Genomic DNA, 26,839 nt, shown 5'->3' with positions numbered 1-26,839 from the left:
CATCTTTGGCATGCGCTGTGTGCGCTTCGCTCTCCGACTGCAATGGAGTTGCGGGTGCCGCGATCGCGGTCTCGGCGTTGTCGAATAACTGTGCCGTGAGACCGACGATTTCGCGAGGGAAGAACGACCAGAACGAGTCGTGCGCCCACGCAAGGGGATGGAAGGGATTCATCGATTTTCCCCGTGGGGTCGGGCGGAATAAAAAACCCGCTTGGTGCGGGCTTTGAACATCATTGGCGGCACGTCAGGTTGATGACATGCATTAGCGCTTCGAGTCGGCTTTCGAAGGCCGGAGTGCCTTTTCGGATTCGCTGATCGCCTCGGCGCCGGCATCCGCAACATCGGTCGACGTCCTGGCGATATCCGAAAGGAGTGCGAGCGGCTTCTGCGAAACAGAATCAGTCACCCCTTTCAACTCAAAGCCGAACTGCTTGAGCGGGCCACTCGCTTCATTGAGGATATCCGTCTGAGTCGCACGAACGATCTGCAAAAAGTGCCTTGAATATGCGGCCGCTTTTTCGGGCATCTCGGCAAGCAGCGTAGTTTGCCAGTTCAGAAAGTCGCCCGGTTTCGCCTTCGGGCCCGCACCGGCGACCGCTGCGCTTTCTTCGAAAACGGTCTTCACGGTCTGAACGTTCAGTTCGGCAAGCTGCTGAAGCCCGCTCACATAGCGCTTGGTGATATTCACGAGAACTTGCACGTTGGCTGCCGGGAATGCGAATGTCTGATTAGGGAAAGAAGGAAACATTGATGCTCCTGAAATGAGATTCGACGGGACGCCGTATTTATGACCGAAATGGTTTTTGCTGCACTGCAATATACAGGACCATCATACGGCACTTTCGGCTATCGTCAAGCGCGTATTCTCAATTTCGTCTTTCCGCTCATCAGTGGGTCGAAGCTCGCCGCATTACATCTGACGAATATCATCGTTCGGATCGCTTAATATTTTTCTTCATGCGATTTCGAAGGCCGCGAGACGGCGAGGGCGCGCATGGACCGTCGCCCACGGCGCCCGCCATGGCGTTGTTCAGCGCGCCACCAATACGAACGGTGCGAGACCGTTGTACGTTGCGCCGCTGGTGAATGACCGCAGTCCGAGGTCCGTGCTCCGGTACTTGCCGTCCGCCCGCTGCTTCAACTGATTGACCGACCAAACGCCGCTTCGCTCGAGGAGAATGGACCTGTTGATCGGATCGTATTGCATGTATGCCACCATGCTCGGTGAATTCAGCAAGGTCGTGCGGGTTCTGCTCGTCACGTCATAGAGGATGATCGGACTCGGGCTCGTGTCGTTGTCGTCGGCAAAGAGAATCTGCTGGTTATTGATGGCCGTGAGGAATCTCGGTTTCTTTTCCGGCAGATCGGTCAGCACGCGCGTAATGCCGCTCCCGAGATCCATTTCGGTCAGGCTGCCCGCGGCCTGAACGGATGCAAAGCTCACGAAATAAGCCTTTTTCGCATCGTCGGTCACGGTAAATTCGCCGCTCATCGTGCTTGACGCCGAACCCGCCGGATAGCCGCCCACGATGTACCCGCTGGCCGTCTCGATGCGCAGAACTTCCAGCCTCGCTCCCGGCGCGCTCGCCAGCGCGTAGAGGTGTTCGTCGTCATTCTTCGCCGTCACTACCTTGATGAGGCTGAAGTCCTTAGGCAGCACCAGCTTCCTGAGTAGCGCGCCTGACTCGGTGTCGATGACGTTGATGATGTTCTTGCTCGACAGATAGACCTGTTTCCCATCCGGCGCAGGCTCGAGGCTATATCCGGTGGAGGTCGTCAGCAATGGACCGATGGGCGTGACGTGCAGAACCCTGTTGGTTGCGGTGTCGATCGTGGCGAGATCGATCGACGTCGGATTTCTCTCCAGAAGCACGTGCAGCCGTGTCCCGTCCAGGCTGGCGAACATCTGATCGACCTGTTTATAGTCGCCCGTCAGCGAAAGATCGATCGAAGCCTTGGCGACGCGCGAAGCGAGATCGTACGCGGTCACCCGAGCCGGGGCCTGGGCGCGCGTCAACGTGTACACGGTTTCGGTGCGCCGCGGGGGTCCGTAGTATTTCTGCGCCATTTCGATGTCGGTGGCGCTAAGCTCGCCGTCGCCATTCCAGTTCGGATTGCAGTAGTTCATGATCGATGCGAGATCCCATGCGCCGATCATCGTGTCGCCCGATGTGCCTTGCGCGGGCTCGTTGCACGTCGAAGGGGTGTCAGGGCGGTTCTGCTCGTGCGCAAAGCCCAGCGCATGACCGAACTCGTGCGCAGCAACCCGTCGAATGCAGTACTCTTCACGCCCCTGGCAACTCTGGCTCCAGTTCCTGAAGGTGAAGTCGAGCGCCATTCCGCCCGCCGCGTTGTCCAGCATCGCACCCAGGCCAAGGGTGTGCGGTGCGCTCCCCGGCTCGTCCTCGACAGTAATCCGTATGCCGTAGTAGTTCGGATCGTTCGTGCACTGCTGCCATCCCGTGAAACGGGCGCCCGAATGCTCCTCCCAGGTTGCCTGAACCGCGAGACGGCTCCAGCCGCGTTCTGCGGAGTACCGTGCGAAATCGGCGTTGCTCATGTCCCAGCAGACGCCAATGGGAACGCGGTCCCAGATGACGGTCGACAGCGCATAACCCTTGGTCGTGGCACCTTGCTGCGCCGCCGGCTGCCCAGTTGCACTCTTTCCGTTCGAACCCGGAGCATCGGACCCGGCGTCGCCGCCGCATCCGGAAATCAATACTCCTGATGAAATAGCGAGAACCAGCCCTCGTATCCTTCGCATTCTCTTCTCCGTTTATCGAGACCATGCAATGTCGCGCATGGCGGAAGGAAATATGTTCAGCGCGTAATCAGTCCAGGGGCTCCATGACGAAGTATTGCCGAAAGCATCGGCCTCGCGGCGTGAGGCAGTCAATCATTAATTCTCCGTATTGTCGGACGAAGCGCGACGGTCCCATGAAGGTTGCGACGCAGATCGTCGAGCGGCGCGTTGTCGCCGATGACTGCCGATGAGGCCGTCCCGCCGCGCTCGCCGCAATTAATTCGACTAATAGTTGACCAATTCATTGGGGTTTGGTACTATTCAAATTGAAGTTCAAGAAGTCGACTGCTGCTCATCAATCGTCCGTTGCACCGGAATTCGTTGTCCACTCTCTCCTTGATGCTTCACCTCTTCAACACCCCAATTTTTATTTCAAGGATTTTTCATGGATAACGGCACCGTCAAGTGGTTCAATGACACCAAGGGTTTTGGTTTCATTACCCCTGATAACGGCGGCGATGATCTGTTCGCGCACTTCTCCGAGATTCGCGCTGACGGTTTCAAAACCTTGGCTGAAGGTCAGAAGGTAAGCTTCGAAACGAAGCGCGGCCCGAAGGGCATGCAAGCTTCGAACATCAAGCCGCTGTAATTGCAGCATCACGGGATCCGCTCTCCGGGTCCCGTTCCCTCAGGTCTCTCCGCTTTTCTCCTCACCCCCTCCCTGCCGCGTGTCCCGACATTGGTCGGTGACTGATTGCGCGCACTCTTTTCCCACTCATCGCGTTTGAACGTAAGTATCAGCGCCAAAAAATATAAAACCTAATGGCATCTATTCAGAGTTATCAAGGCTATGCGGTACAAGCGACCGCCCACCGCCTGCCAGATCGTACATTTTCGGCAAATGTGTCTGTCGACCGTACGAGCAAGCGTTCTTCAGAATCTCAATACACTTTTTATTCCCTCGGTTATTTCTCGAAAGAAGTCGAGGCCGTCGCTTACGCCTATCGCTGGGCGAAGGACTGGATCGACACACGCGGATAGTGCGTGGCCCGCGGGCCTCGCTTCATTCACGCGTGCACTTGTTCGTCCGCGTATCGCGTTTCGCCCGCTGCCTGGTCCGAGAAAACACCTTGACCGGGTCGAGCGAGATGCGTATCGTCGATTCAAGCTTGAGCATTCGATAGCTGTCCACCAATCAACTGCCTTACGCGGCGATAAACCCCGCGCCGCTCGAGTCCCTCAATCGTGAGCGGGAGCATCCATGCTCCGGTTCACGTCCTCTCCAATCTGCATATTCCCGGCGACCGCTGCACCCGAAGCGACCCATTTGGATAGACGGTCGCGTGGACGACGGCGACGCTGCAAATGCGCGTCACCAGGACACTACGGCATGCACCCAACCGAGTTTTATCGCAGTTCAAACGGCGACAGCTGGCTCTTGTTCGATGGAGCGCGTGCCGTTGTCAGGCACGTGCCAAACGCAGCGTCCGGCGGCTCTGTTTCGGACAAGCCTGTCGCGGAGTTTCTGTCGGAAAACGACCGGCAGAATCAGGGCCCGCAGCACGAAGCGCTGCGAGACTTCCTCGCAAGAAGCACGGCCAGTTCGAATGTCCCCAGCGAATCTGACGCGGCACGCGGGCCCACGGTGGAAACGCTTCTGCTCACGGCGGTGCGAGTGCGCACCTTCGCGCAGACGCACCATCTGACCAACGCGAGCGGCTTTTTCTTCACGCGCGGCGATCGCCTCTTTCTCGTCACGAGCCGTCACGTGCTCACGGACACCCCGAGCAGGCATTATCCGGACCGTATCGAGATCGAATTGCACGTGGATGGCGGCAATCTGGGCGCGTCAGCGTGGGCATCACTGCCGCTATACGACAAAGGCATGAGCTTGTGGCGCCAGGCATCGGATACCGGCGGCGAAATCGACGTCGCCGTGCTCGAAGTCCCCCGCAATCAGTTGCCGGCCACGGCCGTGTTCGCCGCGTTTGGTCCCGAACATCTCCCCACATCCGGCGAAGCGATGCCGATTGGCGCATCCGTGCTGATCGTCGGCTTTCCGCTGGGCTTTCATGACTCGCTGCATCATCTGCCCGTGGTCAGACAAGGCATCATCGCGTCCGCATTCGGGCTGCGGTTTCAGGGCAAAGGCTGCTTCATCACGGATGCGCGCACGCACCGGGGCACGAGCGGCGCGCCGGTAGTGATCAGCCACCTGCCGACCGATGAGAACGGGGCGGCGGGCGCACTTCCCTGGCGGCTGCTGGGCATTCACTCGTCGACAATCGACATGAACACGCGCGATTTGCAGGTCGACGAGTCGCTCGGCCTCAACAGCGCCTGGTACGCAGACGTACTGATGAGCCTCACGAACGACTGACGCATTGCACTGCGCGTCCGTTGCGTCCATGCCTGCGGGCGTTCAATGATCGAGAAACGAACGCAGCTTGTCCGCGCGACGAGGATGCATGAGCTTGCGGATTGCCTGGCTTTCGATCTGCCGGACGCGTTCGCGCGACACGCCCAGATGCGTGCCCAGTTCGCCAAGCGTAAATTCGTTGAGCATATCGATGCCGAAGCGCATGCGCAGCACTCTGGCCTCGCGTGGTGAAAGCGCGTTCAAAGCATCGTCGATGGCAGCGCGCAAACTTGCGCGCACGACGGCATCGAGCGGCGACTCCGCGTTCGAATCTTCGATCAGATCGCCAAGCGTCGCGTCAGCGTCATCGTTCGCCGGCGTTTCAAGCGAAATCAGGCGCATGGCCATCTTCTGAATGCTGCCGATCCGCGCCTCCGGCAATTCCATGCGCTCGGCCAGCACCGCGGGCAGCGCAGGCTTGCCGGTTTGCTGCAGGATCTCGCTCGAAATGCGGTTGAGCTTGTTGATCGTCTCGACCATATGCACTGGCACGCGAATCGTGCGCGCCTGGTCCGCAACCGCGCGTGTCACGGCCTGACGAACCCACCACGTCGCATATGTCGAGAATTTCCAGCCGCGCCTGTATTCGAATTTATCGACGGCCTTCATCAATCCGATGTTGCCCTCCTGAACCAGGTCCAGGAAGTGCACGCCGCGATTCATATATTTCTTGGCGATCGAAATCACGAGCCGCAGATTGGCCTCGATCATCTCGTTCTTCGCATGCCGCATGCGGGATTCCGCCGCGAGCAGCTTGCGGCCGATGTGCTTCAGGCGCTGAATCGGCATGGCGGCCTGCCGTTCGAGATCGAGCAGGCGCATCTGCTCGGCCTGAATGGCGGGCAGACTGCGTTCCAGCGATGGACCGTAATCGCGCGATTTCGCGGCGGTATTCGCGGTCCAGTCGAGGTCGGTCTCGTTGCCCGGAAACGATGCAATGAACTGCTCACGCGGCATGCCGCACCGGTCGATGACGATGCCGGAAATCCGCCGCTCGATCTGACGCACGTGCGCGAGCCGCTGCTGGATGTCGTTGCACGCGCGTTCGACCGTGCGCGCGGTAAAGCGCACGCGCGCAAGTTCATGTCGAATCGTCTCGTGAGCGGCCGGAACATCGTCCGCGCCCGCTTCGCGCAGCTGATCGACGCACTGGCCCACCCGCGCAAAAAGATCGAGTGCGTCGTGCCTGAGTTGCATCAGCCGCAACCGGTTCGCCTCGTCCTCGGCCTCCGGATCGCTTTCGCCATCGGCGCGCCCGGGTTTGTCGAGATCCGCCGGCATGGATGCATCGTCGATGCCGTCGATGAGTTCGTCGATGCCGAGCTTGTCCTCCGCGACCTGCCCGGCGCTCGCGAGAATCATCGAGATGGTGGGAGGACAAGCCGCGATGGCCTGAATCATCTCATTGATACTTTCTTCGATTCGCCGCGCAATTTGAACCTCGGCCGCGCGCGTCAGCAATTGCTTCGCACCCATCTCGCGCATGTACATGCGCACGGGATCGGTCGTGCGGCCGTATTCGGCATCGACGGTCGAAAGCGCGACTTCGGCGTCTTCTTCCGTCTGATCGTCGAGCGTGACAGCAGGAAGCGCGTCATCGAGCAACAGCGTTTCGGTATCGGGAACCTGTTCGTAGACCGTCACGCCCATTTCGAGGAACGTGCGCGATATATCTTCGAGCACTGTCGGCTGCGCAACATCATCGGGCAGGTGATCATTGATCTGCGCATGCGTGACAAAGCCTTGATCCCTCGCTACACGGATCAAAGCGCGTACCGCCCGTTGCTGTTCGTCTGCGCGTCGCTGCCGGTCGGACTGCACCGCATCGGCTACGACGCCTTGCGCGTCCGGATGATGAACTTCGCTTACTTGATTTCGACGGGAACCGGCCATCCTCTCTCCACATTCAGCTTCTTTGCCAACGTGAGACGTTAGCCAGAGGCGCGGCGGCCTGCGCATACGAAATCACGGCATTTGTTATACCGATGTCAATTCAGCCAAACCGGACTTCGAGCCACGCGCGCGCCCAGTTCGCCGCAAAAGCGACGGCCTCGTCGCGCCGGTCGAATCCGGCAAGGTCGCCGCTCACGAAGACATCCGTTTCGCGGCCGTCCGCACCGCTGGTACTGATGCGGGCATGCGCCATGTACTCCCCATCGGCCCGGCGCGGCGTTGGATCGATGCGAATGTTGCTGATGTCGGGTTGCATCACAGTTACTCTCCGATCGCCGCGAGAAGCGGTCAATCCCGGCCTCGCCGGTTGCGACAGCAGGCCGTCGAGGGCGCTGCCCGAACTGCTCACCACGCTAGTCGAGGAACGATCTCGCCTGCGGGCACTTGTCGATCATCTGCTCGGCATAGGCGATCGATGCGCGACGCGCGTCGCCGGCGCTCTGAAACGGCTCGCTTGCGCTAAGCTTGAATACACGGCTGCGCGACAGGCCCATTGACTCCGACGGTTCCTGAATGCGCACGGCGGCATCGAACCCATCGTCCTGGTTGTATGCGTGAACGGCTCCGGCGGCCCGATGTGAAAAGACGAGCGGGCATATTTCCAGGCCACGGTAAAGGCGGTTTTCGACTGTCATGAAATGATCTCTCGCCGCAAGCAGGCGGCAATGTATTAGGGGGGCGTAGAGCAGTATCGGCAAGCTGACACGAATGACCGCGTTGCACGGTCTCCGATGTGAGGCTGTCCCGTTCGGGGCCGGCGCTTGAGCGCTATCGGATGCTGCGAATTATTTCAACTCGCTTGAGTTGTTCCATCCTACGCGGTTTATGGATTTTGTATAGCGAAATTTTCGTCGATGCCGCCGATGCATGACGACAATGAAAACGCGTCGAGAGTCCTTTTCACCGGACCCGACCCGCTACGGAGAAGGATGACGCTTATTTGCCGGATTGCTTGTATGCGGAATGAACTTCGCTATCCGATCGCCTGCCAAATTCGAGGAAATCAGGTACACGCGTTGCGCGTGTTTTGTCCATTGACACGCTTGCTGGGCGCTTCTCACACTTCAACGCTTCGCTATCGTTATCGAGGCACGCATGAAAGTCGGCATCATCACACACGTGAATTGCCCCTGCGGGCATCGCGGCTCGATCGTGGAAAGCATCTACGATGACGGGCACTCGCACTGGTATCGGGCGACGTTGCAAGGCCTCTCCGATAACGGCCACTACGACGGCACCGACCGCCTCTTCGCGGACAACACGCCGGCGTGTTCAGCGTGTGGCCGTTCGCTGACTCCGGACGATGTCGATTCCAGCGAGTTCATGACGCGCCAGCTTCGAAGGCAGGCCGAGGTCGTCGGCGGCGGAGAATAAGCGTGGATGCAAACACTGCGTAGCGCTTTGCGTTCGGCGCGGCCGCGAAGAACTCCTATGCGCTTCGATATATTTCGCACGACGAAGCTCTAATCAGTTCGCATGCTGTTTCCCAACCGCATCACTTGAGGACCGCCGCTTCCACAGCGGCCAGATAGGCTGCCAGCGCTCGCTTGACTTCGCGCAGATAGCGGCGCGCCAACTGCACATCGCCCATCGACGGACGCAATTTGACGGCTAACGCGCCGCCCGCGAGTGCATGAAGCATCTCCACGTAAAGTTCGCGCTCGGACGCTTTCACGCCGGGCATGCGCGCGTCGATCACCTTTCTCATCATGCTGGACTTGCGTTTCTTTTTCGCTTCGTCGTGCGGCCTCGCCGACATCAGAATCAGGAAATCGGTCTTTCGCTCGAAGTATTCGATGTGCGGCGTCATGATGCGATCGATCACCGCCTCCGCCGACAGCCCGCGCCACGTCTCGCTGTCGATCCGGCCAAGCTCGTCTTCCAGTTCGTCGAGCGCCGCCGCGTGCCGATCCCACAACGCGGCAAGCAGGCTGTCGCGATCCGGGAAGAAGTGATACATCGAGCCGATCGGCGTCTCTGCGCGCCGGGCGACGCCGTGCATCGTGACGCCCTCGAGACCTTTTTCGACAATCAACTCGGCGGTCGCGTCGAGCACAGCCTCGATGCGCGCACGCCCGCGCGCCTGCAGCGGCGAACGCGCGGTGCTGCCGCGCTCCTGACCCTGCAATTCGCTTTCATTATCCGCACGAGGCTTCTTCATCGTCGCTCCTGGGACGGGCAAAACTAGACGCAATCGTCTAGACTCGGGCATACTAGACGACACCGTCTAGTTTGGCGAGCGCACCGCGTGTATCGCACACGCCGCAAGCGCGCTCGCCGTCTCGTATTCACCGAAGACTACCGTACGCACGCGGTAGTGCAAAAGATCCCGGAGAAATCATGTCAGTCACAGTGCCCACGCACGGCGACCAACCCGTTGACGCCGCCCAAGGCAAACCGTCACGCAAGCGCGTGCTGATCGCGATCGGAATCGTCGCGGTCGTCGTCGGCGTTGCGTGGGGTTTGCGCTGGTGGACTGTCGGCCGCTTCGTCGAAACCACCGACGACGCCTATCTCAAGGCCGACAGCGTGACCATCGCGCCGAAGGTGAGCGGCTACATCACGGAAGTCCTGGTCGACGACAATCAGGCCGTCGCGGCGGGTGCGCCGCTCGCGCGCCTCGACGCGCGGCAGTATCAGGCATCGCTCGATCAGGCAAAGGCGACGCTCGATGCGCGCGCCGCCGATATCCAGCGCGCGCAAGCCGAATTGAAGCAGCAGCACGCGAACGCCGAGCAGGCGAAGGCGCAGGCCGATGTGTCGCGCGTGAGCCTCACGCACGCGGAGGACGACGTCACTCGCTATCGTCCGCTCGTCGCGACCGGCGCCGAAACCGCCGAGCGCCTCGCCAGTCTCGTTTCGACGCGCGATCAGGCGCGCGCCACGCTCGCCGCGAATCTCGCCGCCGCGCGCTCCGCCACGATGCAGATCGGCGCGACCGAAGCGCAGATCGCGCAGGCGCGCGCGCAGATGGAAGCGGCGCAGGCGCAACTCAACCAGTCGAAGCTCGACCTCGACGACACGACGCTCGTGAGTCCGGTCGCGGGTCGCGTGGGCGACCGCACGGTGCGCGTCGGCCAGTACGTGCAACCCGGCACGCGCCTGATGACGGTCGTGCCGGTCCAGTCGCTGTATCTCGAGGCGAACTTCAAGGAAACGCAAGTGGGCCGGATGCGTGTCGGTCAGCCAGCGACGTTGCACGTCGATGCGCTCAAGGGCACCGAGCTGCACGGTGTCGTCGAAAGCTTCGCGCCCGGCACCGGCGCGCAGTTCGCGCTGCTGCCGCCCGAGAACGCGACCGGGAACTTCACGAAGATCGTGCAGCGCGTGCCCGTGCGTATTCGCGTCGATACGGGTCCTGAAACGCGCAAGGTGCTGCTGCCGGGATTGTCGGTGACGGTCGATGTCGACACGAAAGCGGCCACCGACGACAGCAAGCGCGTCGCCGCCGAGAATCGCCATGACTGAATCGCACGCACGCGCGAGCGCCGTCGACTGGATCGCGGTCACGGCCGGTGCGCTCGGCGCGCTGATGGCCACGCTCGATATCTCCATCACCAACTCCGCGCTGCCGCAGATTCAGGGTGAGATCGGCGCGACCGGTACCGAAGGCACATGGATATCGACCGGCTACCTGATGTCGGAAATCGTGATGATTCCGCTCGCCGCGTGGCTCACGCGCGTATTCGGCCTGCGCAGCTTCCTGCTCGGCAACGCGGTGCTGTTCACGCTCTTTTCCGTAATGTGCGGCCTTTCGAACTCGCTGCCGATGATGGTCGTGGGCCGCATCGGTCAGGGCTTCACCGGCGGCGCGATGATCCCGACCGCGCAGACCATCATCCGCACGCGGCTGCCGCGCGAGCAGATGCCTGTCGGCATGACGATCTTCGGTCTGATCGTGCTGCTCGGACCGCTGCTCGGCCCCGTGCTCGGCGGCTGGCTCGCGGAGAACATCTCATGGTCGTGGTGCTTCTTCGTGAACGTGCCGGTGGGCTTTGCGCTCGTCGCGCTGCTCATCACCGGCTTGCCGCCCGAGAAGTCGCACTGGGAGGCATTTCTCAAGGCCGACTGGCTCGGCATTGCGGGTCTGGCGATCGGTCTGAGTTCGCTCACCGTCGTGCTGGAGGAAGGCCAGCGCAATCAATGGTTCGAATCGAGCGAGATCGTGATGCTCACCTGCGTCACGGCGTTCGGCTTCCTCTTCATCGCGCTCTCGCAGTTCTTTGCGAAAAAGCCGATCGTGCGGCTCTCGCTGCTGCGCAATCCGCGCTATGCGAGCGTGATCCTGATCGTGTTCGCCGTGGGCGCGGGACTCTACTGCGTGTCGTTCCTGCTGCCGCAGTTCCTGAGCGTGGTCGCGGGTTATAACGCATTGCAGTCCGGCTCGATCATGCTGGTGTCCGGCGTGCCCGCGTTTCTCATCATGCCGGTGCTGCCGCGTCTGCTCGGCAAGGTGGATTTTCGCGTGCTGGTCACCACGGGGCTGCTGTTCTTCGCGGCGAGTTGCCTGCTCGACATTTCGCTTACCGCGCAAAGCGTCGGGCACGACTTCTTCTGGTCGCAGATCCTGCGCGGCTTCGGCCAGATGCTCGCGATGATGCCGCTCAATCAGGCGTCGATGGCCGCGGTTTCGCGCGAGGAATCCGGCGATGCGGCCGGCCTCTACAACATGGCGCGCAATCTCGGCGGGTCGGTCGGCCTCGCGATCATCGGCACCGTGATCGACCGTCGCAACGACTTCCATACGGCGGCGATCCGCGAATCGCTGACGGCGAACTCGGTGATCGGTCAGGAGCGCATGGCGGCGAGCGCGGCGAGCTTCGCGGCGCAAGGTGGCGACATCGCACACGCGAAAATGCAGGCGCTCGGTCAGCTGTCGATGCAAATCGGCCAGCAGGCAATCGTGATGACCTACTCCGAAACTTTTTACGTGCTGGCGATCGCACTGCTCGCGTGCCTGCCGCTCGCGCTCCTTCTCAAGACGCCGCGCGCTCAAGCCGGCGAGATGCCGTCCGCCGGCCACTGATGTCATGAATCATTCGACGATGTTTCCTTCACGCTTCACCTGTTTGCTTCCGCTCGCCGCGCTGGCGCTCGCCGCGTGCACGGTCGGCCCCGACTATCACGGCGCGCCGGATGTCGCGTCCGATGCCGCGAAAAGCGGCGCATTCGTGCGCGCACCGGCACGAGGCGTCGTCGCGACGCATGCGCCCGCGGCGTGATGGCAGGCACTCGACGATGCGCAACTGAATACCTTGATCGATGCCGCGTTCGCGCACAATCCCGACCTCAAGATGGCACGGGCGCGTCTGCGCCAGTCGCGCTCGCAACTGAGCGGGCAGCGCGCCAACGAGTTGCCCAAGGTGTCGGCTTCGGCGGCGGCGCTGCGCATGCGTTCGCCGGATACGTCGATCTTCGGCTCGTCGTCGGGTGATCAGGGCGCGGCGGCATCGAACGGGCGCGGTCCGGTCGATTTCTACACCGTGGGTTTCGACGCCTCCTGGGAAATCGACCTCTTCGGCGGCACGCGCCGCGCGATCGAAGCCGCATCGGACGAAGCCGACGCCGTGGATGCAGATCTTTCCGACGCGCAAGTTTCGCTCGCCGCGGAAGTGGCTTCGGTGTACGTCGACCTGCGCGACCAGCAGCAGCGGCTCGCCCTCGCCGAACACACGGCCGAGTATCAACAGCAGATGCTCACGCTCACCGAGCAGCGCCGCGCGCGCGGCACGGCGGCGGAAGTCGATGTCGAACGCCTCACCACGCAGGTCGATACGACGCGCGCGACGCTCGTGCCGCTGCAAGTGCAGATCACCGACTCGCTGGATCAGCTCGCCGTGCTGACGGGCCGCACGCCCGGCGCCCTCGATGCCGAACTCGGCGCGCGTGCGCCGCTGCCCGCGTTGCCGTCGTCGGTGCCGATCGGCGATCCGGCGACGATGCTGCAGCAGCGTCCCGATATTCGCGCAGCCGAGCGGCGTCTTGCGTCGAGCAATGCGCAGATCGGCGAGCATATCGCGGACTATTTCCCGAAGGTGTCCCTCCTCGGCGATATCGGCTTTTCCGCGTCGGACCCCGGCCATCTGCTGCGCAAGCAGAATTTTTCCTGGGTCGGCGTGCCGTATCTGCAATGGAATCTGTTCGACTTCGGACGGACGGCGGCGAATGTCGATGCCGCCGAAGCCGCGCGCGACGAAGCCGAAGCGCGCTACGAGAAGACCGTGCTCGGCGCGCTGAAGGACGCCAATTCGTCGCTGTCGCGTTATGGCAATCAGCGTGAGCACGTGGTGCGGCTTCAGCAGGTTCAGGCATCGGCGGAACGCTCGGCCACGCTCGTGCGTCAGCGTTACACGGCGGGCGTATCGACGCTCATCGATCTGCTCGATGCGCAACGCACGCAGTTCGTCGCGCAACAGGACGTGGTGGCGGCGCAAGCCGAATTGCTGAAGGACTTCGTGTCGCTTCAGAAAAGCCTCGGGCTGGGGTGGGCGTTGTCGGATGCGGCGGTGCCGGTGGCGCGGGTTCGCTGAAGCGTCGCATCAAAAAAAGAGCCCCGTCAGCATTCGCGACGGGGCTCTGTGCTTTCAGCAGCGTAATGCGCTTACTTGCAGTGGCGCTCCCAATGATGATGCACGCGCACCTTGTGGCACACCGGATGATGGTGATGCGAGTCAGCAAAAGCCGGAGCGACGGAAAAAAATGCCATGCCAGCGGCCAATACGGCGAGAACAGCCTTTTTCATGAGTTCGTTGTCTTCGAGAGGAAAGAGGCGAAATCGTAACAGCGTGAGTTTACGAGTACCTTGGCAAAGCTGAACCGCGCTTTCTCGTGCCCTTCGCGCGATGCGATCGAGGAGCGCAAACCAGAGCGAAGGCGTGCGGTAAGTGAGTTCGCGGACGAAGCGTGCTCCGTGCGCGCCTGCGGTGTGAGCGTGCAAGTAACCGTCCCGGCCGCGCGGCGCTCTTCCACGCGAACTTGCGACGAGCCATACGAACACTATCTGCGCGACAGCGCCTTCGCGGACTGAAGCAGGTCGTCGAGCATCGCCTGCCGGCGTTCGGGATCGGTATCGCGACCCGTCATGAAGCACAGCGCGGCGATCGGCATGCCGGCGCGATCGCGCACGGGCGCCGCCATGCACAGGCGAAACGCGTTCGACAATCCTTCCGTGCAGCAGTAGCCCAGTTCCTTCGCGCGCTGGACATCGCGCATGAATTCATCGAAGTCGATCGTCACGCCGTTGTCGAGCGTGAAGTCCTCGCGCGGAATCAACGCGCGGATGTCGTCGGCGTTCAGATGACCCAGCAGGAGGCGTCCGGTCGCAGTCCACGGAATCGGCACTCTCACGCCGATATCCGAACTGATGTTGAACGGGCGCGCGCTGTTCTCGGACAGCACCACGGTGTACTTGTTGCCCTCGAGCATGCACAACTGCGTGGTTTCGTCATACTTGCGCACCAGCGCGAGAATCGACTGATGCGCGCGGCTGATCAGGTCGTTGTGCGTGGCATAGTCGGAGCCGTAGTAGTGCATCTCCCGACCGAAGAAGACGCTTCCATCGGCCGATGTTTCGAGCCAGCCGACTTCCGCGAGAATCGCGACCAGCTCATAGATGCTCGAACGCGGCGCACCGGTCGCTTCGATCAACTCGCGCATCGTCATCGGGCGCTGGGCGAGATGCAATTGCCGAAACATGGCAATGACCCGGTCCACGCCTCTCGCTCGCGACGATTCTGTAACTGCCATGCATTCACTCCGTATGCGTCAATGGTCGAGCACGCGATGCAGAAACTGCCGGGTGCGCTCGTTCGATGGGTTGACGAAGATCTCCTCCGGCTCGCCCTGCTCCGCGATCACGCCCTTGTCCATGAAGACGACGCGATCGGCGGTCTTGCGCGCGAAACCCATTTCATGCGTGACGACGACCATCGTCATGCCGTCGCGTGCGAGTCCGCGCATTACTTCGGTGACTTCGCCGACGAGTTCCGGATCGAGCGCCGACGTCGCTTCATCGAAGAACATGATGCCCGGCTCGACCGCGAGCGCCCGCGCGATCGCGACGCGCTGCTGTTGCCCGCCCGACAACTGGCTCGGGTAATGGTCGGCCCGATCCGCGAGCCCGACGCGATCGAGGACCTCCATTGCGCGCTTGCGCGCATCGGCCGGATTCATCTTGCGCGCCTTGATCAACGCAAGCGTCACGTTGCCGAGCGCGGTCTTGTGCGGAAACAGATTGAACTGCTGGAAGACCATGCCGACGTGACCGCGAATGTCGCGTGCGCGCTTCGGGTCGTGCATCGGCACGTCGTTGACCCAGACTTCGCCGGAATCCGTCGTTTCGAGTCCTGCCATGATGCGCAGCACCGTGCTCTTGCCCGAACCCGACGCGCCGATGAGCACGAGCACCTCGCCCGCCCGCACGTCGAGATTGATCTCGTTGAGCACGCGCGTCGCGCCGAATGCTTTACTGACGCCCGAGAGCGAAATGACGGGCCTGGTCTGGCTTTGATTGCTCACGACAGTCTCCTGCGGTCATGGTGGCGCACCCATTGCGAAAGCGGGAAGCACACGACGAAATAGATGAGTGCGACGAGCCCGTATATCTCGACCGGCTTGCCGATCCGATCGACGATCGCCTGCCCGCCGTGCATCAGCTCGGACATGCCGATCATGCTGACGATCGACGTGTCCTTGATCAGCGAGAGGTATTGTCCGATGAGCGGCGGCAGCACGATCCTGCCGGTCTGCGGCAACACGACGAACGCGAACGCCTGCATGCGCGACAGACCGAGAATCTGCGAGACTTCCCATTGGCCCTTCGCCACCGATTCGATCCCCGAACGGAACACTTCGGCGATATACGCGCCCTGATAGACGCTCAGGCCGATCACGCCGGCCGCGAAGACGTCGATTGCATAACCGAAGTAAGAGACGCCGAAATAGATGAACATCAGCGTGATCAGGACAGGCGTGCCGCGAAAGAGCTCGGTATAAAGGCGCGCGATGCGATCCGTGCCCCACGGTCCGAACGATCGCAACACGGCGGCAAGAAGGCCGATCAACGTGCCGCCGACGATCGAGGCGACCGACAGCAGCAGCGTCGTCACGAGACCTTGCAGCAGGATCGACAGACTGGTTCTCAGCAATTCGATTGACATGATGCGGCTCCGGTTCGGGCATCAGGCGCGATTGGCGCGGCGCAACGCGAAGCCGCCGAACCGTGCGCGCGGCCGCACGATCAGCGGCGGATGAAACATCCGGGCGCCGAGTTGGCTAGCGATCCACGACAGCACGTTGCTCAGCACCAGATACGCGACGAGAACGACCGCGAAGGTCTGGACGTACAGCAGCGTGCGCGAGTTGATCACCGTCGCGGTGCCCGTAAGTTCGGGCAACGCAATCGCGGACAGCAGCGAGGTGCCGAGCAAGAGCTGAATCAGATAGTTGACGATCGCCGGATAAACCGCACGCGCGGCCTGCGGCAATACGATCTCGGTGAAGATCTGACCGCGCTCGAGACCGAGAATGCCCGCGGCTTCGAGCTGTCCGCGCGGCACGGACTGAATGCCCGCGCGAAACACTTCCGACAGGTAAGCGCCGACATTGAGCCCCAGTGCGATTACGCCCGCCCAGTAGGCATCGAGCGAAATGCCCGCCGACGGCAAGCCGAAGAACACGATGAAGATCTGCAGGAGAACCGGCGTATTGCGGATGACTTCGACATAAGCCCGGGCGATGTACCGGAACACGGCGACCGGCGATATGCTGGCCAGCGCCGTCAGCAGTCCGAGCAGCACCGCCAGCACGAACGCGAGCAGCGTCACTTGCAGAGTCAGCCAGCCGGCTTTCAGGAACTCGGGGACATAGCCCCACAAGGTGAGCCACTCGTAACTCATTTCAGCCTCCGCGTCGTTCCGGTTTCATGCGATATCGACATCACGCCTTTCTCAGAACTGCGGGTTGAGCGGATAGCGCGGATCGGTGCCGAACCACTTTTTGTAGAGCTGCGCGTTGAGCTTCGACGCGTTGATGTTGAAGAGGAACAGGTTCAGGTAATTAAGCCACGCCTGATCGCCCGCCTTCACGCCGAAGCCGTTGTATTCGAGCGGCACGAGCGCTTCGTTCGTCACGGTCAGTTCGGGGTCGAGCGTCGCCTGATATGCGAGGAAGTTGTTGTCCTCGATCATCGCGTCGGCCTGACCTTGCTTCACGGCGAGAATCGCGGCCTGCGAGCTGTCGTATTCCTGGATCTTGATGGGAATGTTCAGCGAGCGGACTTCATCGCCGTTGGTCGAGCCTTTCACGGTCGCGATCGTACGGTTGCCCATGTCCTTGACGGACTGAATGCCGCTGCTCTTCTTGACCAGCAACGCCTCGCTCGCGACGACGTAAGGCGTCGTGAATTCGATGACCTTCGCGCGCTCCAGGTTGCGCGTGAAGTTGCAGAACACGACATCGACCTTGCTCGTCTGCAGGTTCGGAATCCGGTTCGCGCTCGTCGTGTTCACGACTTCGAGCTTGACGCCCATTTGTTTGGCGAGCTCCTTGGCGAGATCGACGTCGTACCCGTCCGGTTGACCGTCCTTGTTGTAGAAGCCGAAGGGCGCGAAGGTCAGGCAGTCGCCGACACGCAAGGTACCGCGTTGAAGTACGGCCTGAAGCGTGGGAGCAGAGCCTGCCGTGGGGCCCCCTTCCGCCGGCGTCGAAACTTTCGTACATGCGGACAACGCCAGCGCTGCGGCGATGACGAACAGCGAGACACTTCTTGCGCCTAAGTTCGAGAGTTTCATGTGCGGGTCCTGATGGAAAAATTGGGAAGCGGAACCGGTTCCAAAGCCCGTCTGCATCGTAGAGCTAGTCACGGCGCACTGTCCAGTATATCGGACAGATATCTGGCTAATCGGAATGCAATGAAGTGTTGGACAAGAGAATTCGGCGTGCAAGCGGCCCGAACCCCAATTGCACGGATTTTTTTGTTCAGCTATCGCAGCCGTCCTATCACGAGATCGACCGATGCCTTCAGCGGCAACGGCAACCCGCGACGGGCAAAGACCTACTGACTCGCGCCCGCCCCGATCCCCGCTTTTTTCTGAGCGTTCTGCAAATCCTGGGGATAGTTGGGATCGTTGGCGCGGCCGGGGTTGTAGCCCGCGTCCTCGAGTTTCTTCAACTCAGCGTTCTTCTTCGCGCGCGCCTGTTTTCGCGCGGCCTTTTTTTCCGCTTTCGTCATGGGTGCGGCTTGCGTCGCGTCCGTTGCGGCCGAACCAGTATCTTGAGCATAGGAAAGCGGGGCCGCGGACACGCCCACAACGCCCATGATGAGTGACACAGCAATGCTTGCCAGCTTCGTTCTCACGGTGATTCTCCGTTCTGGAGGAGATGCGTTTCAGAAAGTATAGGCGCTCGGGTCCGCGCCGCGTCGCCGGAAGACATCGTGCGATACTCGTCGCGACGCTATGCTCGCTTCCCCTTCGCGACGGCGACATAACATTCCGGGATACCAACCGATGCAAATCATCGTCGATGCCGACGCCTGCCCCGCCGTCGTGAAAGACATCCTCTTTCGCGCAGGCCCGCGCATGAAGGTGAACGTGACGCTGGTCGCAAATCAATTTCTTCGCACGCCACCCTCGCCCTGGATACGCGCCATCCAGGTGCCGGCGGGGTTCGACGTGGCCGATGCCCGCATCGTCGAGATTGCCGAGGGCGGCGATCTCATCATCACGTCGGACATCCCGCTTGCCGCCTCGGTGATTGCAAAGGGCGCCTTCGCGCTCGATCCGCGCGGCGAATGGATGAACGCGGACAACATCGAGGAACGCCTGTCGATCCGCGCGATGATGGATCAGTTGCGCGGCTCCGGCGTCCAGACGGGCGGACCGTCACCGTATGCACCGCGCGACGGCAAGAATTTCGCCGCGCAACTCGACCGCTTTCTTGCGAAGAACGTTCGATAGATACGCGGGCGAGGAGCGCCCAGCCCAGCGGCGACGAAGCGACAGGCAGCCGCGCGCCCGCGTGCAGTTCGAGATCGATCGTCGCGGGCTTGCTCGCGCACGTTTGGAGGACGATCACATCGAGACGATCGCGCGCCGCGAGCACAACGTAGGGTCCGCTCGCATCGATCAGTGTCCCGGCGGCGGCGATTCGCTTCGCGCGCTGATCGGCTTGCGCATGGGCACAGGCTGCGTCTGTCTTCGTGCGACATGTGCACGCATCTGAAGGAATGCTCTGCGCGCTTGCGAGCGCCGCGTTCCAGACGAGGGTTGGACTGCGCCCATCGGCATTGAACGAGCGCGACAAGGACGGCAGGCCCGTCAAGATCGACAGTCGTCATGCATACGGCGCGACGCGGAATCTCGTGAAGCGCTTTTGGAGCGACCATCGCACGGCCACATGAATCTTCGCGCTGATGCGCGCGCTCGTCGCTCTACGGCATCGGATAGTGCGCGTGGGGCGTTCGACGGCGGGGGCATACGAGTGAACTACATGTGGTCGGCTAGCGCAGAGAAGTGTCGGGCCAGCATCGCCGAAAATCGACAACTGCTTCAACCGTTCTCATCGATGATCTTCCGAATCGCGTCCTCGAATGCTTCGGAAGGCTGGCCGCCACTCACCAGATACTTCTGGTCGAAGATAATCGCGGGCACCGACTGGATGCCGAGTTCCTGGAACTCCCGCTCCTCCGCCCGCACCTCGTCGGCATATTTCCCATTTTCCAGCACCGCGCGCGCTGCTTCGCCATCGAGGCCGACGCTTCGGGCCGCTTCGATGAGAACGTCCGGATCGCTCGTATCCTTGCCGTCACCGTGATAGGCACGCAACAGCGCGAGCTTGAGCGGGAGCTGCTTGCCCTCGATGCGCGCCCAATGCAGCAGCCGATGCGCATCGAACGTGTTGTACACCCAGTTGCGTTCACCGAAAGCGAAGCCTTCTTGCGCGCCGCGCTCGCGGATCATCGTCTGCGTCTCGCGAATCTGCTCCGGCGTGCGGCCATACTTGCGACCGAGATAATCGACGATGCGCTCGCCCTGCGGCCCCATGTCCGGATTCAGTTCGAAGGGATGCAACCTGATGCGCGCATCGACGGTGTTACCAAGGCGCTCCAGCGCGCGTAGCAGAGAAGACAGGCCGACGGCGCACCACGGGCAGGCAATGTCGGAGACGAAGTCGATTTGGAGAGCGCGGGACATAAGCGTGGTGAAAGTTGGAGATGGAACGGACAGGCTAGCCGAAATCGTTCTGGCTTGCGTTGTTCGCATCTGCGACGAAAGTCGGGAAGCGCGCAAGGCGGGTTGCGCGTCCGCTCGGGGCGTAGGCGATCGAGCAGCCGTAATGCTGACGGGCATCGTCCCGATGCCGCTAGCCCCTGCCCTTCACGGATCGCACCTTGTTGAACACATACCCCGAGAATCCGTCCCGCAGGTCGGGGTACTTCTGAATGATGGCTTCGGCCAGGTCACTCGATGGATCGATGCCGAGCCTGCGCAGCGTGAGTTTCCCGCCGGGGCTTGTCTTGTAAGTGCGGCGCCAGTCCTCGCGTTGTCGCGGCGTCGCGGCTTCGTACACTTCCCAGCCCCGACGAACTTCGTCGACGATCCGGTTCTGGGCATTGACGTCTTGCGCTGCGACCTGCAATGCCCGACGCGCCTCTGCTTGCTCCTTGGCCTCGGCCTCGCGTTGGTCTGTCAGCGACAAGCCTTCCTGGATCTGTACCATCTGACGCTCCGCATCGGAGACGATCCAGCCTTCTTTCAAGGCCTTCATGAAGAAGCCAGCCGGACTCTTCGAGACTTTGCCCAGCTTCAGACTGAAACGCGTGCGCTCGATTGCCTGTTCGAGGCGTGCATCGGTGTAGGTGTCACGGTCGGAAGCGATCTGGCCGAATTGCGTGCTCGAAAGACCAATCTCCTGCTTCAGCGTCTGATACAGCGCCTGCGCATGTTCGTGCGTGTGAAGCAAACGCTCGGCCATCTCCTTTCGTTCGACGCGAAAACGCATGCGCCCGATCTTGCGAGAGCCCGGTTCGTTGCGCGTCTCGTACGACAAGGAAAGATCGGACACCTCATTGATCTGGTCCACCGCAGGCGCGAGCCAGTCCCGTTTGAAGTACTTGAACTCCTGTGCCTTCGCGCCCATCGTTCCTTGCCACGCGCGCAGTTCATCGAGCGTGAACCATTCGGTTACACCCTCGCCCGCGTACGGAAGAAGATGGTCGTACATGACGCGCGCGTAGCTGAGCGTGAAAAGAGATGTGATGCGCAGGCTCAGCCAGTGCGATTTCCCGGGACCGCGGATGATCCCGATGAGATCCGGAGGCACACGGAACTGGAAGCGCCCGCCCACGTACGAAATACGTCCGATCAGTTGAACCGATCCGAAGGGCTTCGAGCCGTCGGCATCGGGTTCGGCGGTCGCCTGAATGAGGGCCCGCTGCGCCTCCGTGATCACCTGTTCGAGATGCGCGTTGTTGCGGCTCGAGTAACGCATGAGCCACTTGAAATAGTCCAGCTCGACGTCGTAAAGATCGTGAACCTTGTGTTCCTGAGCGACGATGAAATAGGCTGCGTCGATAAGACGACGAGCCGACACACCGAGATCGACGATCCGAATCAGAACGTTCTTGCGCGCGAAGCCGATGTCCGATCGTGCAGCATCAACGGGCAGGCCTTCGGCGTTCGCGTCGTCGAATAACGCCAGTGCCAGTTGTCTGGACGTGGCCACCTGCCCTCCTGTCGTCATCCCGCCTCCACGTCACGCGCTGTAGTTTTGCTATCGAGCGGTACGTTAACGGCTGCAAGGTGAGATGTCAACACAAGCTACCTCACCTTGGGCCGCCGTCGACACATAAAAGCTCACCTTAACCGGCCTTCATCACAAATCTCCTCACCATTACCGCCCAGACGCCTCACCTTGGGCGGCATTTCGCTTCACCTTGGTGGGGTAAACGCAGCACCTTGACGCTCAATCTACATCACTTTGATCACAGTAAACCTCACCATCTGAGCGTATGTAACTGATTTATAGGGGACTTGGTATGTCTGTTGGTGGTGGTACGTTTTGTTTTTTAAAAAAACAAACTAACCAGCGATTAGGACAAAGGGGTTGCGGGGTACTCAAAAAGGGATTGCATATGCGGCGTTTTCATTCACATAAAAACGGGGTGTTTGGGTGAGGCGAATTGTGATCGGTGCGATCGCTTGCGGCTCATAGCGTGCGCGGCCTCTCGCTGAGGTGAGGTGTTTTGTGTCAGGTTGCTGCCTGATGGATGTACCGACGCGCCGGTCCGCTGCCGTTCAGCCAGAACAGCGGCACCGCGCGAGTGCATAAGCGTCGGATAAATAAGGGTTTTCTTCAGCGCGGCGAACGATTTTGCAACTTTCATTCGATTCCAATAGCCATTCATCAACCCGGCGAGTATTCTACGGTTCGACGTCTAGTTACAGCAAAACCGTGGAAACACCACCGAGCGTGGATAAAACACCTCACCGTGGACTTAAAAGGAAGCGCCGAATGAATTTGAGTGAACTGCCAGGGATCAATCGAAGGGTAAAGCTCTCCAATCTTGGAGAGTTCGCGGAGCGTTTGTCGGTCATGACGAACGAACTGCGAGATCAGATTCTGGCGCCCAGGCCGCGAAAGACGGCTCCCGTCTTCACGATCGGCGAGCTCTCCGACATGTGCGGAATCGATCGCCAAAAGATCAACTATCTGGCAACCAAGGAGGGAAGCGAACTGCCTCCGGGCGAGACGCACGGAACCGGCCGTGCGCGCATCTTCTCATTGCAGGATGCGCGGACTTGGGTGCAACAGGTCTCGGACATCTACCAGACGCCGCTCGTCACTGGCACGCGCGAGCATCGGGGTCGCGTCCTGATCACCGCGAACTTCAAAGGCGGCTCGTGCAAGACAACGACGTCGATGTGCATTGGTCAAGGGCTGAGTCTGCGTGGTCGCAAGGTTCTCATGATCGACCTCGACCCGCAAGCATCGCTTTCGGAACTGTGCGGCTTGTACGCGGAGAAGGATTTGACTTGGGAGGATACAGTCCTGCCCTTTATTTACGATCCGGATATCGAGGGTGGCCTTTCGTCAAAAGTACAGACTACGTATTGGGACGGGCTCGACGTCATTCCGGCACATAACTATTTGCACGACGCCGAATTCCACCTGCCGACGGCGCAGAAGACGAATGCCAACTTCGAGTTCTGGTCAGTGCTAAGGAAAGGGATCGAACCGCTGCGTGCGCAATATGACTACATCATTCTGGACACGGCGCCGTCGCTCTCGTATATGACGCTCAACGGGCTGATGGCCGCCGATTCGATGGTGATGCCGCTCGTGCCCGAAAGTCTCGACTTCATTTCGTCCGTGTCGTTCTGGTCATTGTTTGCCGAGGTTGCGAATGGCTTCGTCGAACACGAGGTCGACAAAACCTACGATTTCGTATCGGTGCTGCTCTCGCGTGTGGACTATGGGAGCACGTCGTCTGCGCCGGTCGTACGCTCGTGGTCCCAGCGAGCCTATGGAGACTGGTTGCATACCACCGAAATCCCGGCCAGTTCCGTCATGAGTAATGGCGCGTTGGCGTTCTCGACGGTGTTCGATTTGTCGCGTGCCGAGACCGTCGCGAAAACCTTGGCGCGTGTAAAACAGCCGATGGTGGATTACTGCAAATGGATCGATGACCAATATGTTGCCCAATGGAGGGCAGGACAATGAGCAGCCTTCGCGACCGCATGATGAGCAAGACCGCTGAAGTTCGTGCGGCCAAAGACATTCAGCTCGATCCGCAGCAGGAAAAGGCCGCGAGCCCGCGTACCGCGCCGGGAATGGCGGCCGCATTGGCGGCCGCGCAACAGCGCATCGCTCAACTCGAGCACGCCGGTCCCGCGTCAGAGGCACCGGTATCGGAAATCGTTCCGAATCCTTGGCAGCCGCGTCAGGTGTTCAACGATGCGAAGCTTGTGCAACTGGCCGAGTCGATTCGCGAGGCGGGTCTCGTCCAGCCTATCGTCGTTCGCCGCGTCGGCGCGGGTTTTCAGATTGTCGCAGGCGAGCGCCGGTGGCGCGCGCACAAGATGATCGGAAAAGAGTTTATCAAGGTCTTGGTCGTCGATCTCTCGGATGAAGAGATGGCGATGCTTGCCCTAGTGGAAAACGTCGCACGCGAGGATCTCTGCGACTACGAGATTTCGCGATCGATTCGACGGACCGAGAAAGAGTTTCCGAACCGCAAACGAATGGCTGAAGCCTTGGGGATTTCTCGATCCGAGCTCTATCGCTATTTGTCGTTCGGTGAGTTGCCCGATTTTGTCGTTCAGGATCTGGATGTGCAGCCTCGCTTACTGGGTGCGACAGCTGCAGAGAGCGTCGTCTCTGTACTCCGCGGACGGAATGGCGCTGCGTTCGAGATTGCGAAGGATCTGTGGGCGCGGGTGGTAGCGGGCGATTTGGACCAGTTGAAGTTTGGGAAGGCGATTAAGCAGGCGTTGGAGGACGAGGGGAAGCCGGCGCAGGGCGTGAGCGATCGAAGCATCGACAAGATTTTCGCGGGCGGATCTCAGGCGGGGTCGATCACCAAGGATTCGATGGGACTGACTGTCAAAATCAAAGCGGGCATGCTCACGGCCGATAAAGAAAAGCAGGTCCGTGATTTGGTCGCGCAGTTGTTCGGGGATAACGGTTAGGAACGTTCGATATCCGGGGACGGTTTTCTTCAGCCGACGCCTCCGTGACTCGCACGTCGATCGTCCTTTAGTCAGAGTGTCTCAACTTGGGACACTCTTTGTCCGGTTTTTCACTCGATGAATTTCTGAGCCCCATCCCGCGAGTGTCCCGACTTGGGACACTCTCACGCCCTCTGGCAGATTTCTAGTTCCGCAATTGCCATGCCGATGTCGCTGCTTATTAGGCAGAGACAGCGGCTTCACAAACTGCGGGGCCGCCCTTCGGGCCGACGCTCGATTGAACTCGCAACGAGTTGAGGAATTCCGATTGTCGGGTATTCGGTAGCCCGGTAAGCCCAACGCGGCGTCGTGGGAACGAGAGGGCAAGGCACCTCTGCCCTTGCCGCAAGCACTCCGCCTACACCATCGCAGTTTTTCCGATTTACTCCAGCCTCCCGTCCAGATCCGTTCGTCGAAATCAAGGTGGCTTGGACGTATCCGTAAGTTTAGAGAGTAGCCCACCAATTGATTGCGGGCCGATTGTTTATGCCTCGCGCTCTTGATAAGTCGCGAATGTGTATGGCCTCCTGCCATCCCTGCGCGACGATAATCTGCTCGGGCCGTCAGCGGGGGCGAATAATCTCGACCGCAGCTTGAGCGCCGCGCGCATATCGCGATGACGAAGATATCGTGAAACAATCCCCTCAGCAGCGATAAAACCCTTAGAGCCTTGCTGCATAAGACTCCAGAAGTAGTCTGCGCCCCTACTTGGGGGATTGTTCCACGGAACGGCCTTGCGTTAGGCGGGACGTCTCAAGCATCGCTGCGTCGAATGCGCGATCGAACGAGGCATATGAGCGTTTGTAGTGATCAAAACGACCGGCGTAGTATTCAATACGGTCGATCGTCGAGACGTCATCGCCGCCCGAGGGCGTCACCGTAGGCATCGGACCGGACTGACCGGCCGTCCATGCAAGCTCACGTCCGATAAAACGTCGGTATGCGATTTGTCGCGTTGCCGGCGCCACCGGCCCACCTAAAGTGAAGTGGTTCATGTAGTCACGGGTCAAGCATTCAGCACTTGCTCCGGCCTTAAGTCGGTTCCGTCGGCACAGTCGAGAATTAGCGGAGACGCGGAGCCTGGTGCGTGATTAGCGTGCACGCGAGTTTTCACTTGCAATTTTGCTTGCGCGCGAGTGGTCAAATGGACGGCCAACGATCGAGGCGGGAATCGAGCGCGGTATCAGGATGTCCATCATCGCCAGTAACGAAAAAAACACGACGGCGACAAACAACGTCGTGCCGAGCAATTCGAGCAAAGCCATGGCTACCTCCTCGGTTCCAGAATCCCACTGTGTCGTAGCATCTACTTGCGTTTAGTTTGCGTCCGGAAGCGCCACATCAATGTCGTGATAAGGCGTCACGATATGGCTTTGATCACTGATTCAACTCTGGCTGATGCCGCTCACAATCCGCTGAAGAAGACCACTTAATACGGGCGCGCGGCGGCGGATCGCGTCGAGCTGAATATGTGACGTTCCGCTGCTCCGGGCTTGATGGCACTCGGCTTGCTATCGGCCTCATCGGTCGATCCTGAGCCGCAAACGCCGCACTCGAACGGGTGCCGCTCGAACCGCACGTCAACGCGCGCATTGCGAAGGCAGTCAATAACGGTCGCGTGAGCCAGCGCAGAACTCAGACGAGTCATCGTAGGTCTCTCCGCCAGGATTGAATGATGCGCGCGGCTAAACGGACAGTGCTCGCCGTCGGCCAGCATGATGCTAGCGCGGCATTACGGCCAAACGAGACGAAGCTCGTGCCTGCAGCGCGCGCCAGGTGCGCGCGCGGAGCATCGCAGATATCGGCGCAAGGGCACAGATGGCCTCTTGCGATGCGCTAGTGTGCTGAGTTAGAAGTTCGTTGAATCAAGTTTTTGGTCGCTCAGGAATGACGAAGTGTTGGTTAAAGAGCCGCTCGGACTCGCGCAGTCCTTCTTCGGTAAATGTCACAGATTTCGTCTTGTTGACCGGGTCTTCGATGAGCCCCCGTTCGTAG

General features: G+C 60.6%; 28 protein-coding genes and 2 pseudogenes. 11 read left to right on the top strand and 19 right to left on the bottom strand.

Annotated features, from left to right (window positions below; translation table 11 throughout):
- Window positions 1–262: 262 nt before the first annotated feature.
- Window positions 263–817: a phasin family protein gene (locus NCT32_RS32615; protein WP_143756338.1), complete on the bottom strand. Its 555-nt coding sequence runs from the start codon at window positions 815–817 to the stop codon at window positions 263–265.
- Window positions 818–1,030: 213 nt separating this feature from the next.
- A complete protein-coding gene (locus tag NCT32_RS32610; RefSeq protein ID WP_250478299.1) occupies window positions 1,031–2,560 on the bottom strand; it encodes an ATPase in 1,530 nt (509 codons plus the stop codon).
- Window positions 2,561–3,188: 628 nt separating this feature from the next.
- Here NCT32_RS32610 and NCT32_RS32605 point away from each other — a divergent pair.
- On the top strand, window positions 3,189–3,392 hold the full coding sequence (locus NCT32_RS32605; protein ID WP_061118402.1) for a cold-shock protein: 204 nt from the start codon (window positions 3,189–3,191) through the stop codon (window positions 3,390–3,392).
- 996 nt (window positions 3,393–4,388) lie between these two features.
- A complete protein-coding gene (locus NCT32_RS32595; RefSeq protein WP_061118539.1) occupies window positions 4,389–5,123 on the top strand; it encodes a serine protease in 735 nt (244 codons plus the stop codon).
- A gap of 42 nt (window positions 5,124–5,165) precedes the next feature.
- Here the strand turns inward: NCT32_RS32595 and rpoD are convergent, their stop codons facing one another.
- Complete coding sequence (gene rpoD, locus NCT32_RS32590; protein ID WP_061118538.1) at window positions 5,166–6,983, bottom strand: RNA polymerase sigma factor RpoD; 1,818 nt, start codon at window positions 6,981–6,983, stop codon at window positions 5,166–5,168.
- On the opposite strand from rpoD, the gene NCT32_RS32585 reads away from it, so the two are divergent.
- The gene (locus NCT32_RS32585) at window positions 6,891–7,097 is read left to right on the top strand and encodes a hypothetical protein (protein WP_250478398.1); all 207 of its coding nucleotides are present in this window, start codon (window positions 6,891–6,893) and stop codon (window positions 7,095–7,097) included. The two genes, rpoD and NCT32_RS32585, sit on opposite strands and share 93 nt — an antisense overlap.
- 58 nt (window positions 7,098–7,155) lie before the next feature.
- Here NCT32_RS32585 and NCT32_RS32580 read toward each other — a convergent pair whose 3' ends face one another.
- Complete coding sequence (locus tag NCT32_RS32580) at window positions 7,156–7,371, bottom strand: hypothetical protein (protein WP_061118401.1); 216 nt, start codon at window positions 7,369–7,371, stop codon at window positions 7,156–7,158.
- A 97-nt stretch (window positions 7,372–7,468) separates the two neighbouring features.
- A complete protein-coding gene (locus tag NCT32_RS32575) occupies window positions 7,469–7,813 on the bottom strand; it encodes a hypothetical protein (RefSeq protein ID WP_250491276.1) in 345 nt (114 codons plus the stop codon).
- Window positions 7,814–8,210: 397 nt separating this feature from the next.
- Between NCT32_RS32575 and NCT32_RS32570 the strand changes: the two genes are divergently transcribed.
- The gene (locus NCT32_RS32570; RefSeq protein WP_061118399.1) at window positions 8,211–8,489 is read left to right on the top strand and encodes a hypothetical protein; all 279 of its coding nucleotides are present in this window, start codon (window positions 8,211–8,213) and stop codon (window positions 8,487–8,489) included.
- A 121-nt stretch (window positions 8,490–8,610) separates the two neighbouring features.
- Here the strand turns inward: NCT32_RS32570 and NCT32_RS32565 are convergent, their stop codons facing one another.
- Entirely contained in the window at window positions 8,611–9,276 is a 666-nt protein-coding gene (locus NCT32_RS32565) for a TetR/AcrR family transcriptional regulator (protein ID WP_061118398.1), read from the bottom strand.
- Window positions 9,277–9,455: 179 nt separating this feature from the next.
- Here NCT32_RS32565 and NCT32_RS32560 point away from each other — a divergent pair, with 179 nt between their 5' ends.
- The 3 genes and pseudogenes from NCT32_RS32560 to NCT32_RS32550 all read left to right on the top strand — a co-directional run bounded on the left by NCT32_RS32560 (window position 9,456) and on the right by NCT32_RS32550 (window position 13,645).
- Window positions 9,456–10,583, top strand: a complete 1,128-nt coding sequence (locus tag NCT32_RS32560; RefSeq protein WP_061118397.1) for an HlyD family secretion protein — start codon at window positions 9,456–9,458, stop codon at window positions 10,581–10,583.
- The gene (locus NCT32_RS32555; RefSeq protein WP_061118396.1) at window positions 10,576–12,141 is read left to right on the top strand and encodes a DHA2 family efflux MFS transporter permease subunit; all 1,566 of its coding nucleotides are present in this window, start codon (window positions 10,576–10,578) and stop codon (window positions 12,139–12,141) included. The genes NCT32_RS32560 and NCT32_RS32555 overlap by 8 nt, the downstream gene beginning before the upstream one ends.
- Before the next feature lie 19 nt (window positions 12,142–12,160).
- A pseudogene (locus NCT32_RS32550) lies at window positions 12,161–13,645 on the top strand (efflux transporter outer membrane subunit).
- 71 nt (window positions 13,646–13,716) lie between these two features.
- On the opposite strand, the gene NCT32_RS32545 reads toward NCT32_RS32550, so the two are convergent.
- From NCT32_RS32545 to NCT32_RS32515, 7 genes are all read right to left on the bottom strand, one after another.
- Window positions 13,717–14,052 (bottom strand): hypothetical protein, encoded by a 336-nt coding sequence (locus NCT32_RS32545; RefSeq protein WP_143756337.1) that lies wholly within the window; start codon window positions 14,050–14,052, stop codon window positions 13,717–13,719.
- 59 nt (window positions 14,053–14,111) lie between these two features.
- Window positions 14,112–14,861: an IclR family transcriptional regulator gene (locus NCT32_RS32540; RefSeq protein WP_061118394.1), complete on the bottom strand. Its 750-nt coding sequence runs from the start codon at window positions 14,859–14,861 to the stop codon at window positions 14,112–14,114.
- An 18-nt stretch (window positions 14,862–14,879) separates the two neighbouring features.
- Window positions 14,880–15,632, bottom strand: coding sequence for an amino acid ABC transporter ATP-binding protein (locus NCT32_RS32535; protein WP_061118393.1), 753 nt, complete (start codon window positions 15,630–15,632; stop codon window positions 14,880–14,882).
- Window positions 15,629–16,273, bottom strand: coding sequence for an amino acid ABC transporter permease (locus NCT32_RS32530; protein WP_061118392.1), 645 nt, complete (start codon window positions 16,271–16,273; stop codon window positions 15,629–15,631). The genes NCT32_RS32535 and NCT32_RS32530 overlap by 4 nt, the downstream gene beginning before the upstream one ends.
- A gap of 21 nt (window positions 16,274–16,294) precedes the next feature.
- Window positions 16,295–17,011, bottom strand: a complete 717-nt coding sequence (locus tag NCT32_RS32525; RefSeq protein ID WP_061118391.1) for an amino acid ABC transporter permease — start codon at window positions 17,009–17,011, stop codon at window positions 16,295–16,297.
- 51 nt (window positions 17,012–17,062) lie between these two features.
- Window positions 17,063–17,905 carry a transporter substrate-binding domain-containing protein gene (locus tag NCT32_RS32520; RefSeq protein ID WP_061118390.1) on the bottom strand — a complete coding sequence of 281 codons (843 nt, stop codon included), beginning with the start codon at window positions 17,903–17,905 and terminating at the stop codon, window positions 17,063–17,065.
- 263 nt (window positions 17,906–18,168) lie between these two features.
- The gene (locus NCT32_RS32515; RefSeq protein ID WP_061118389.1) at window positions 18,169–18,432 is read right to left on the bottom strand and encodes a DUF4148 domain-containing protein; all 264 of its coding nucleotides are present in this window, start codon (window positions 18,430–18,432) and stop codon (window positions 18,169–18,171) included.
- A gap of 190 nt (window positions 18,433–18,622) precedes the next feature.
- Between NCT32_RS32515 and NCT32_RS32510 the strand changes: the two genes are divergently transcribed.
- Together NCT32_RS32510 and NCT32_RS32505 are read left to right on the top strand one after the other, a co-directional pair.
- Window positions 18,623–19,072 carry a YaiI/YqxD family protein gene (locus tag NCT32_RS32510; protein WP_061118388.1) on the top strand — a complete coding sequence of 150 codons (450 nt, stop codon included), beginning with the start codon at window positions 18,623–18,625 and terminating at the stop codon, window positions 19,070–19,072.
- 169 nt (window positions 19,073–19,241) lie between these two features.
- Window positions 19,242–19,515, top strand: a pseudogene (locus NCT32_RS32505) (hypothetical protein); the annotation flags it as partial.
- A gap of 148 nt (window positions 19,516–19,663) precedes the next feature.
- On the opposite strand, the gene NCT32_RS32500 reads toward NCT32_RS32505, so the two are convergent.
- The 3 genes from NCT32_RS32500 to NCT32_RS32490 all read right to left on the bottom strand — a co-directional run bounded on the left by NCT32_RS32500 (window position 19,664) and on the right by NCT32_RS32490 (window position 22,500).
- A complete protein-coding gene (locus tag NCT32_RS32500) occupies window positions 19,664–20,308 on the bottom strand; it encodes a DsbA family oxidoreductase (RefSeq protein ID WP_061118387.1) in 645 nt (214 codons plus the stop codon).
- A 169-nt stretch (window positions 20,309–20,477) separates the two neighbouring features.
- Window positions 20,478–21,857 (bottom strand): replication initiation protein, encoded by a 1,380-nt coding sequence (locus NCT32_RS32495; RefSeq protein WP_061118386.1) that lies wholly within the window; start codon window positions 21,855–21,857, stop codon window positions 20,478–20,480.
- A 406-nt stretch (window positions 21,858–22,263) separates the two neighbouring features.
- The gene (locus NCT32_RS32490) at window positions 22,264–22,500 is read right to left on the bottom strand and encodes a hypothetical protein (RefSeq protein ID WP_143756336.1); all 237 of its coding nucleotides are present in this window, start codon (window positions 22,498–22,500) and stop codon (window positions 22,264–22,266) included.
- A gap of 128 nt (window positions 22,501–22,628) precedes the next feature.
- Between NCT32_RS32490 and NCT32_RS32485 the strand changes: the two genes are divergently transcribed.
- Together NCT32_RS32485 and NCT32_RS32480 are read left to right on the top strand one after the other, a co-directional pair.
- Window positions 22,629–23,837 (top strand): ParA family protein, encoded by a 1,209-nt coding sequence (locus tag NCT32_RS32485; RefSeq protein ID WP_061118385.1) that lies wholly within the window; start codon window positions 22,629–22,631, stop codon window positions 23,835–23,837.
- Complete coding sequence (locus NCT32_RS32480; RefSeq protein ID WP_061118537.1) at window positions 23,834–24,805, top strand: ParB/RepB/Spo0J family partition protein; 972 nt, start codon at window positions 23,834–23,836, stop codon at window positions 24,803–24,805. Before NCT32_RS32485 ends, NCT32_RS32480 begins: the two co-directional genes overlap by 4 nt.
- A 743-nt stretch (window positions 24,806–25,548) precedes the next feature.
- Here the strand turns inward: NCT32_RS32480 and NCT32_RS32475 are convergent.
- The 3 genes from NCT32_RS32475 to NCT32_RS32465 all read right to left on the bottom strand — a co-directional run.
- Window positions 25,549–25,839: a hypothetical protein gene (locus tag NCT32_RS32475; protein ID WP_143756335.1), complete on the bottom strand. Its 291-nt coding sequence runs from the start codon at window positions 25,837–25,839 to the stop codon at window positions 25,549–25,551.
- A gap of 96 nt (window positions 25,840–25,935) precedes the next feature.
- On the bottom strand, window positions 25,936–26,109 hold the full coding sequence (locus tag NCT32_RS32470) for a hypothetical protein (protein ID WP_250491275.1): 174 nt from the start codon (window positions 26,107–26,109) through the stop codon (window positions 25,936–25,938).
- A gap of 600 nt (window positions 26,110–26,709) precedes the next feature.
- Window positions 26,710–26,839: DUF6429 family protein (locus tag NCT32_RS32465; RefSeq protein ID WP_250490995.1), on the bottom strand; the 130-nt coding region annotated here is incomplete at its 5' end.

This window comes from Caballeronia sp. INML2 (genome assembly GCF_023631365.1).
Lineage (GTDB): Bacteria > Pseudomonadota > Gammaproteobacteria > Burkholderiales > Burkholderiaceae > Caballeronia > Caballeronia turbans.
The sequence above is the reverse complement of the archived record's forward strand: the minus strand, read 5'-3'. Positions and strand labels throughout refer to the sequence as shown.

What these genes read in the sequence shown, in the direction of transcription:
- NCT32_RS32480 (WP_061118537.1), top strand. Translation starts at nt 23,834, where the DNA reads ATGAGCAGCCTTCGCGACCGCATGATGAGCAAGACCGCTGAAGTTCGT.
- NCT32_RS32610 (WP_250478299.1), bottom strand. Translation starts at nt 2,560, where the DNA reads ATGAGCAACGCCGATTTCGCACGGTACTCCGCAGAACGCGGCTGGAGC.
- NCT32_RS32525 (WP_061118391.1), bottom strand. Translation starts at nt 17,011, where the DNA reads ATGAGTTACGAGTGGCTCACCTTGTGGGGCTATGTCCCCGAGTTCCTG.
- NCT32_RS32515 (WP_061118389.1), bottom strand. Translation starts at nt 18,432, where the DNA reads ATGGGCGTTGTGGGCGTGTCCGCGGCCCCGCTTTCCTATGCTCAAGAT.
- NCT32_RS32580 (WP_061118401.1), bottom strand. Translation starts at nt 7,371, where the DNA reads ATGCAACCCGACATCAGCAACATTCGCATCGATCCAACGCCGCGCCGG.
- NCT32_RS32540 (WP_061118394.1), bottom strand. Translation starts at nt 14,861, where the DNA reads ATGGCAGTTACAGAATCGTCGCGAGCGAGAGGCGTGGACCGGGTCATT.
- NCT32_RS32485 (WP_061118385.1), top strand. Translation starts at nt 22,629, where the DNA reads ATGAATTTGAGTGAACTGCCAGGGATCAATCGAAGGGTAAAGCTCTCC.
- NCT32_RS32565 (WP_061118398.1), bottom strand. Translation starts at nt 9,276, where the DNA reads ATGAAGAAGCCTCGTGCGGATAATGAAAGCGAATTGCAGGGTCAGGAG.
- NCT32_RS32605 (WP_061118402.1), top strand. Translation starts at nt 3,189, where the DNA reads ATGGATAACGGCACCGTCAAGTGGTTCAATGACACCAAGGGTTTTGGT.
- NCT32_RS32570 (WP_061118399.1), top strand. Translation starts at nt 8,211, where the DNA reads ATGAAAGTCGGCATCATCACACACGTGAATTGCCCCTGCGGGCATCGC.
- NCT32_RS32490 (WP_143756336.1), bottom strand. Translation starts at nt 22,500, where the DNA reads ATGAAAGTTGCAAAATCGTTCGCCGCGCTGAAGAAAACCCTTATTTAT.
- NCT32_RS32470 (WP_250491275.1), bottom strand. Translation starts at nt 26,109, where the DNA reads ATGGCTTTGCTCGAATTGCTCGGCACGACGTTGTTTGTCGCCGTCGTG.
- NCT32_RS32520 (WP_061118390.1), bottom strand. Translation starts at nt 17,905, where the DNA reads ATGAAACTCTCGAACTTAGGCGCAAGAAGTGTCTCGCTGTTCGTCATC.
- NCT32_RS32555 (WP_061118396.1), top strand. Translation starts at nt 10,576, where the DNA reads ATGACTGAATCGCACGCACGCGCGAGCGCCGTCGACTGGATCGCGGTC.
- NCT32_RS32510 (WP_061118388.1), top strand. Translation starts at nt 18,623, where the DNA reads ATGCAAATCATCGTCGATGCCGACGCCTGCCCCGCCGTCGTGAAAGAC.
- NCT32_RS32585 (WP_250478398.1), top strand. Translation starts at nt 6,891, where the DNA reads ATGCGTGACAAAGCCTTGATCCCTCGCTACACGGATCAAAGCGCGTAC.
- NCT32_RS32495 (WP_061118386.1), bottom strand. Translation starts at nt 21,857, where the DNA reads ATGACGACAGGAGGGCAGGTGGCCACGTCCAGACAACTGGCACTGGCG.
- NCT32_RS32475 (WP_143756335.1), bottom strand. Translation starts at nt 25,839, where the DNA reads ATGAACCACTTCACTTTAGGTGGGCCGGTGGCGCCGGCAACGCGACAA.
- NCT32_RS32560 (WP_061118397.1), top strand. Translation starts at nt 9,456, where the DNA reads ATGTCAGTCACAGTGCCCACGCACGGCGACCAACCCGTTGACGCCGCC.
- NCT32_RS32530 (WP_061118392.1), bottom strand. Translation starts at nt 16,273, where the DNA reads ATGTCAATCGAATTGCTGAGAACCAGTCTGTCGATCCTGCTGCAAGGT.
- NCT32_RS32500 (WP_061118387.1), bottom strand. Translation starts at nt 20,308, where the DNA reads ATGTCCCGCGCTCTCCAAATCGACTTCGTCTCCGACATTGCCTGCCCG.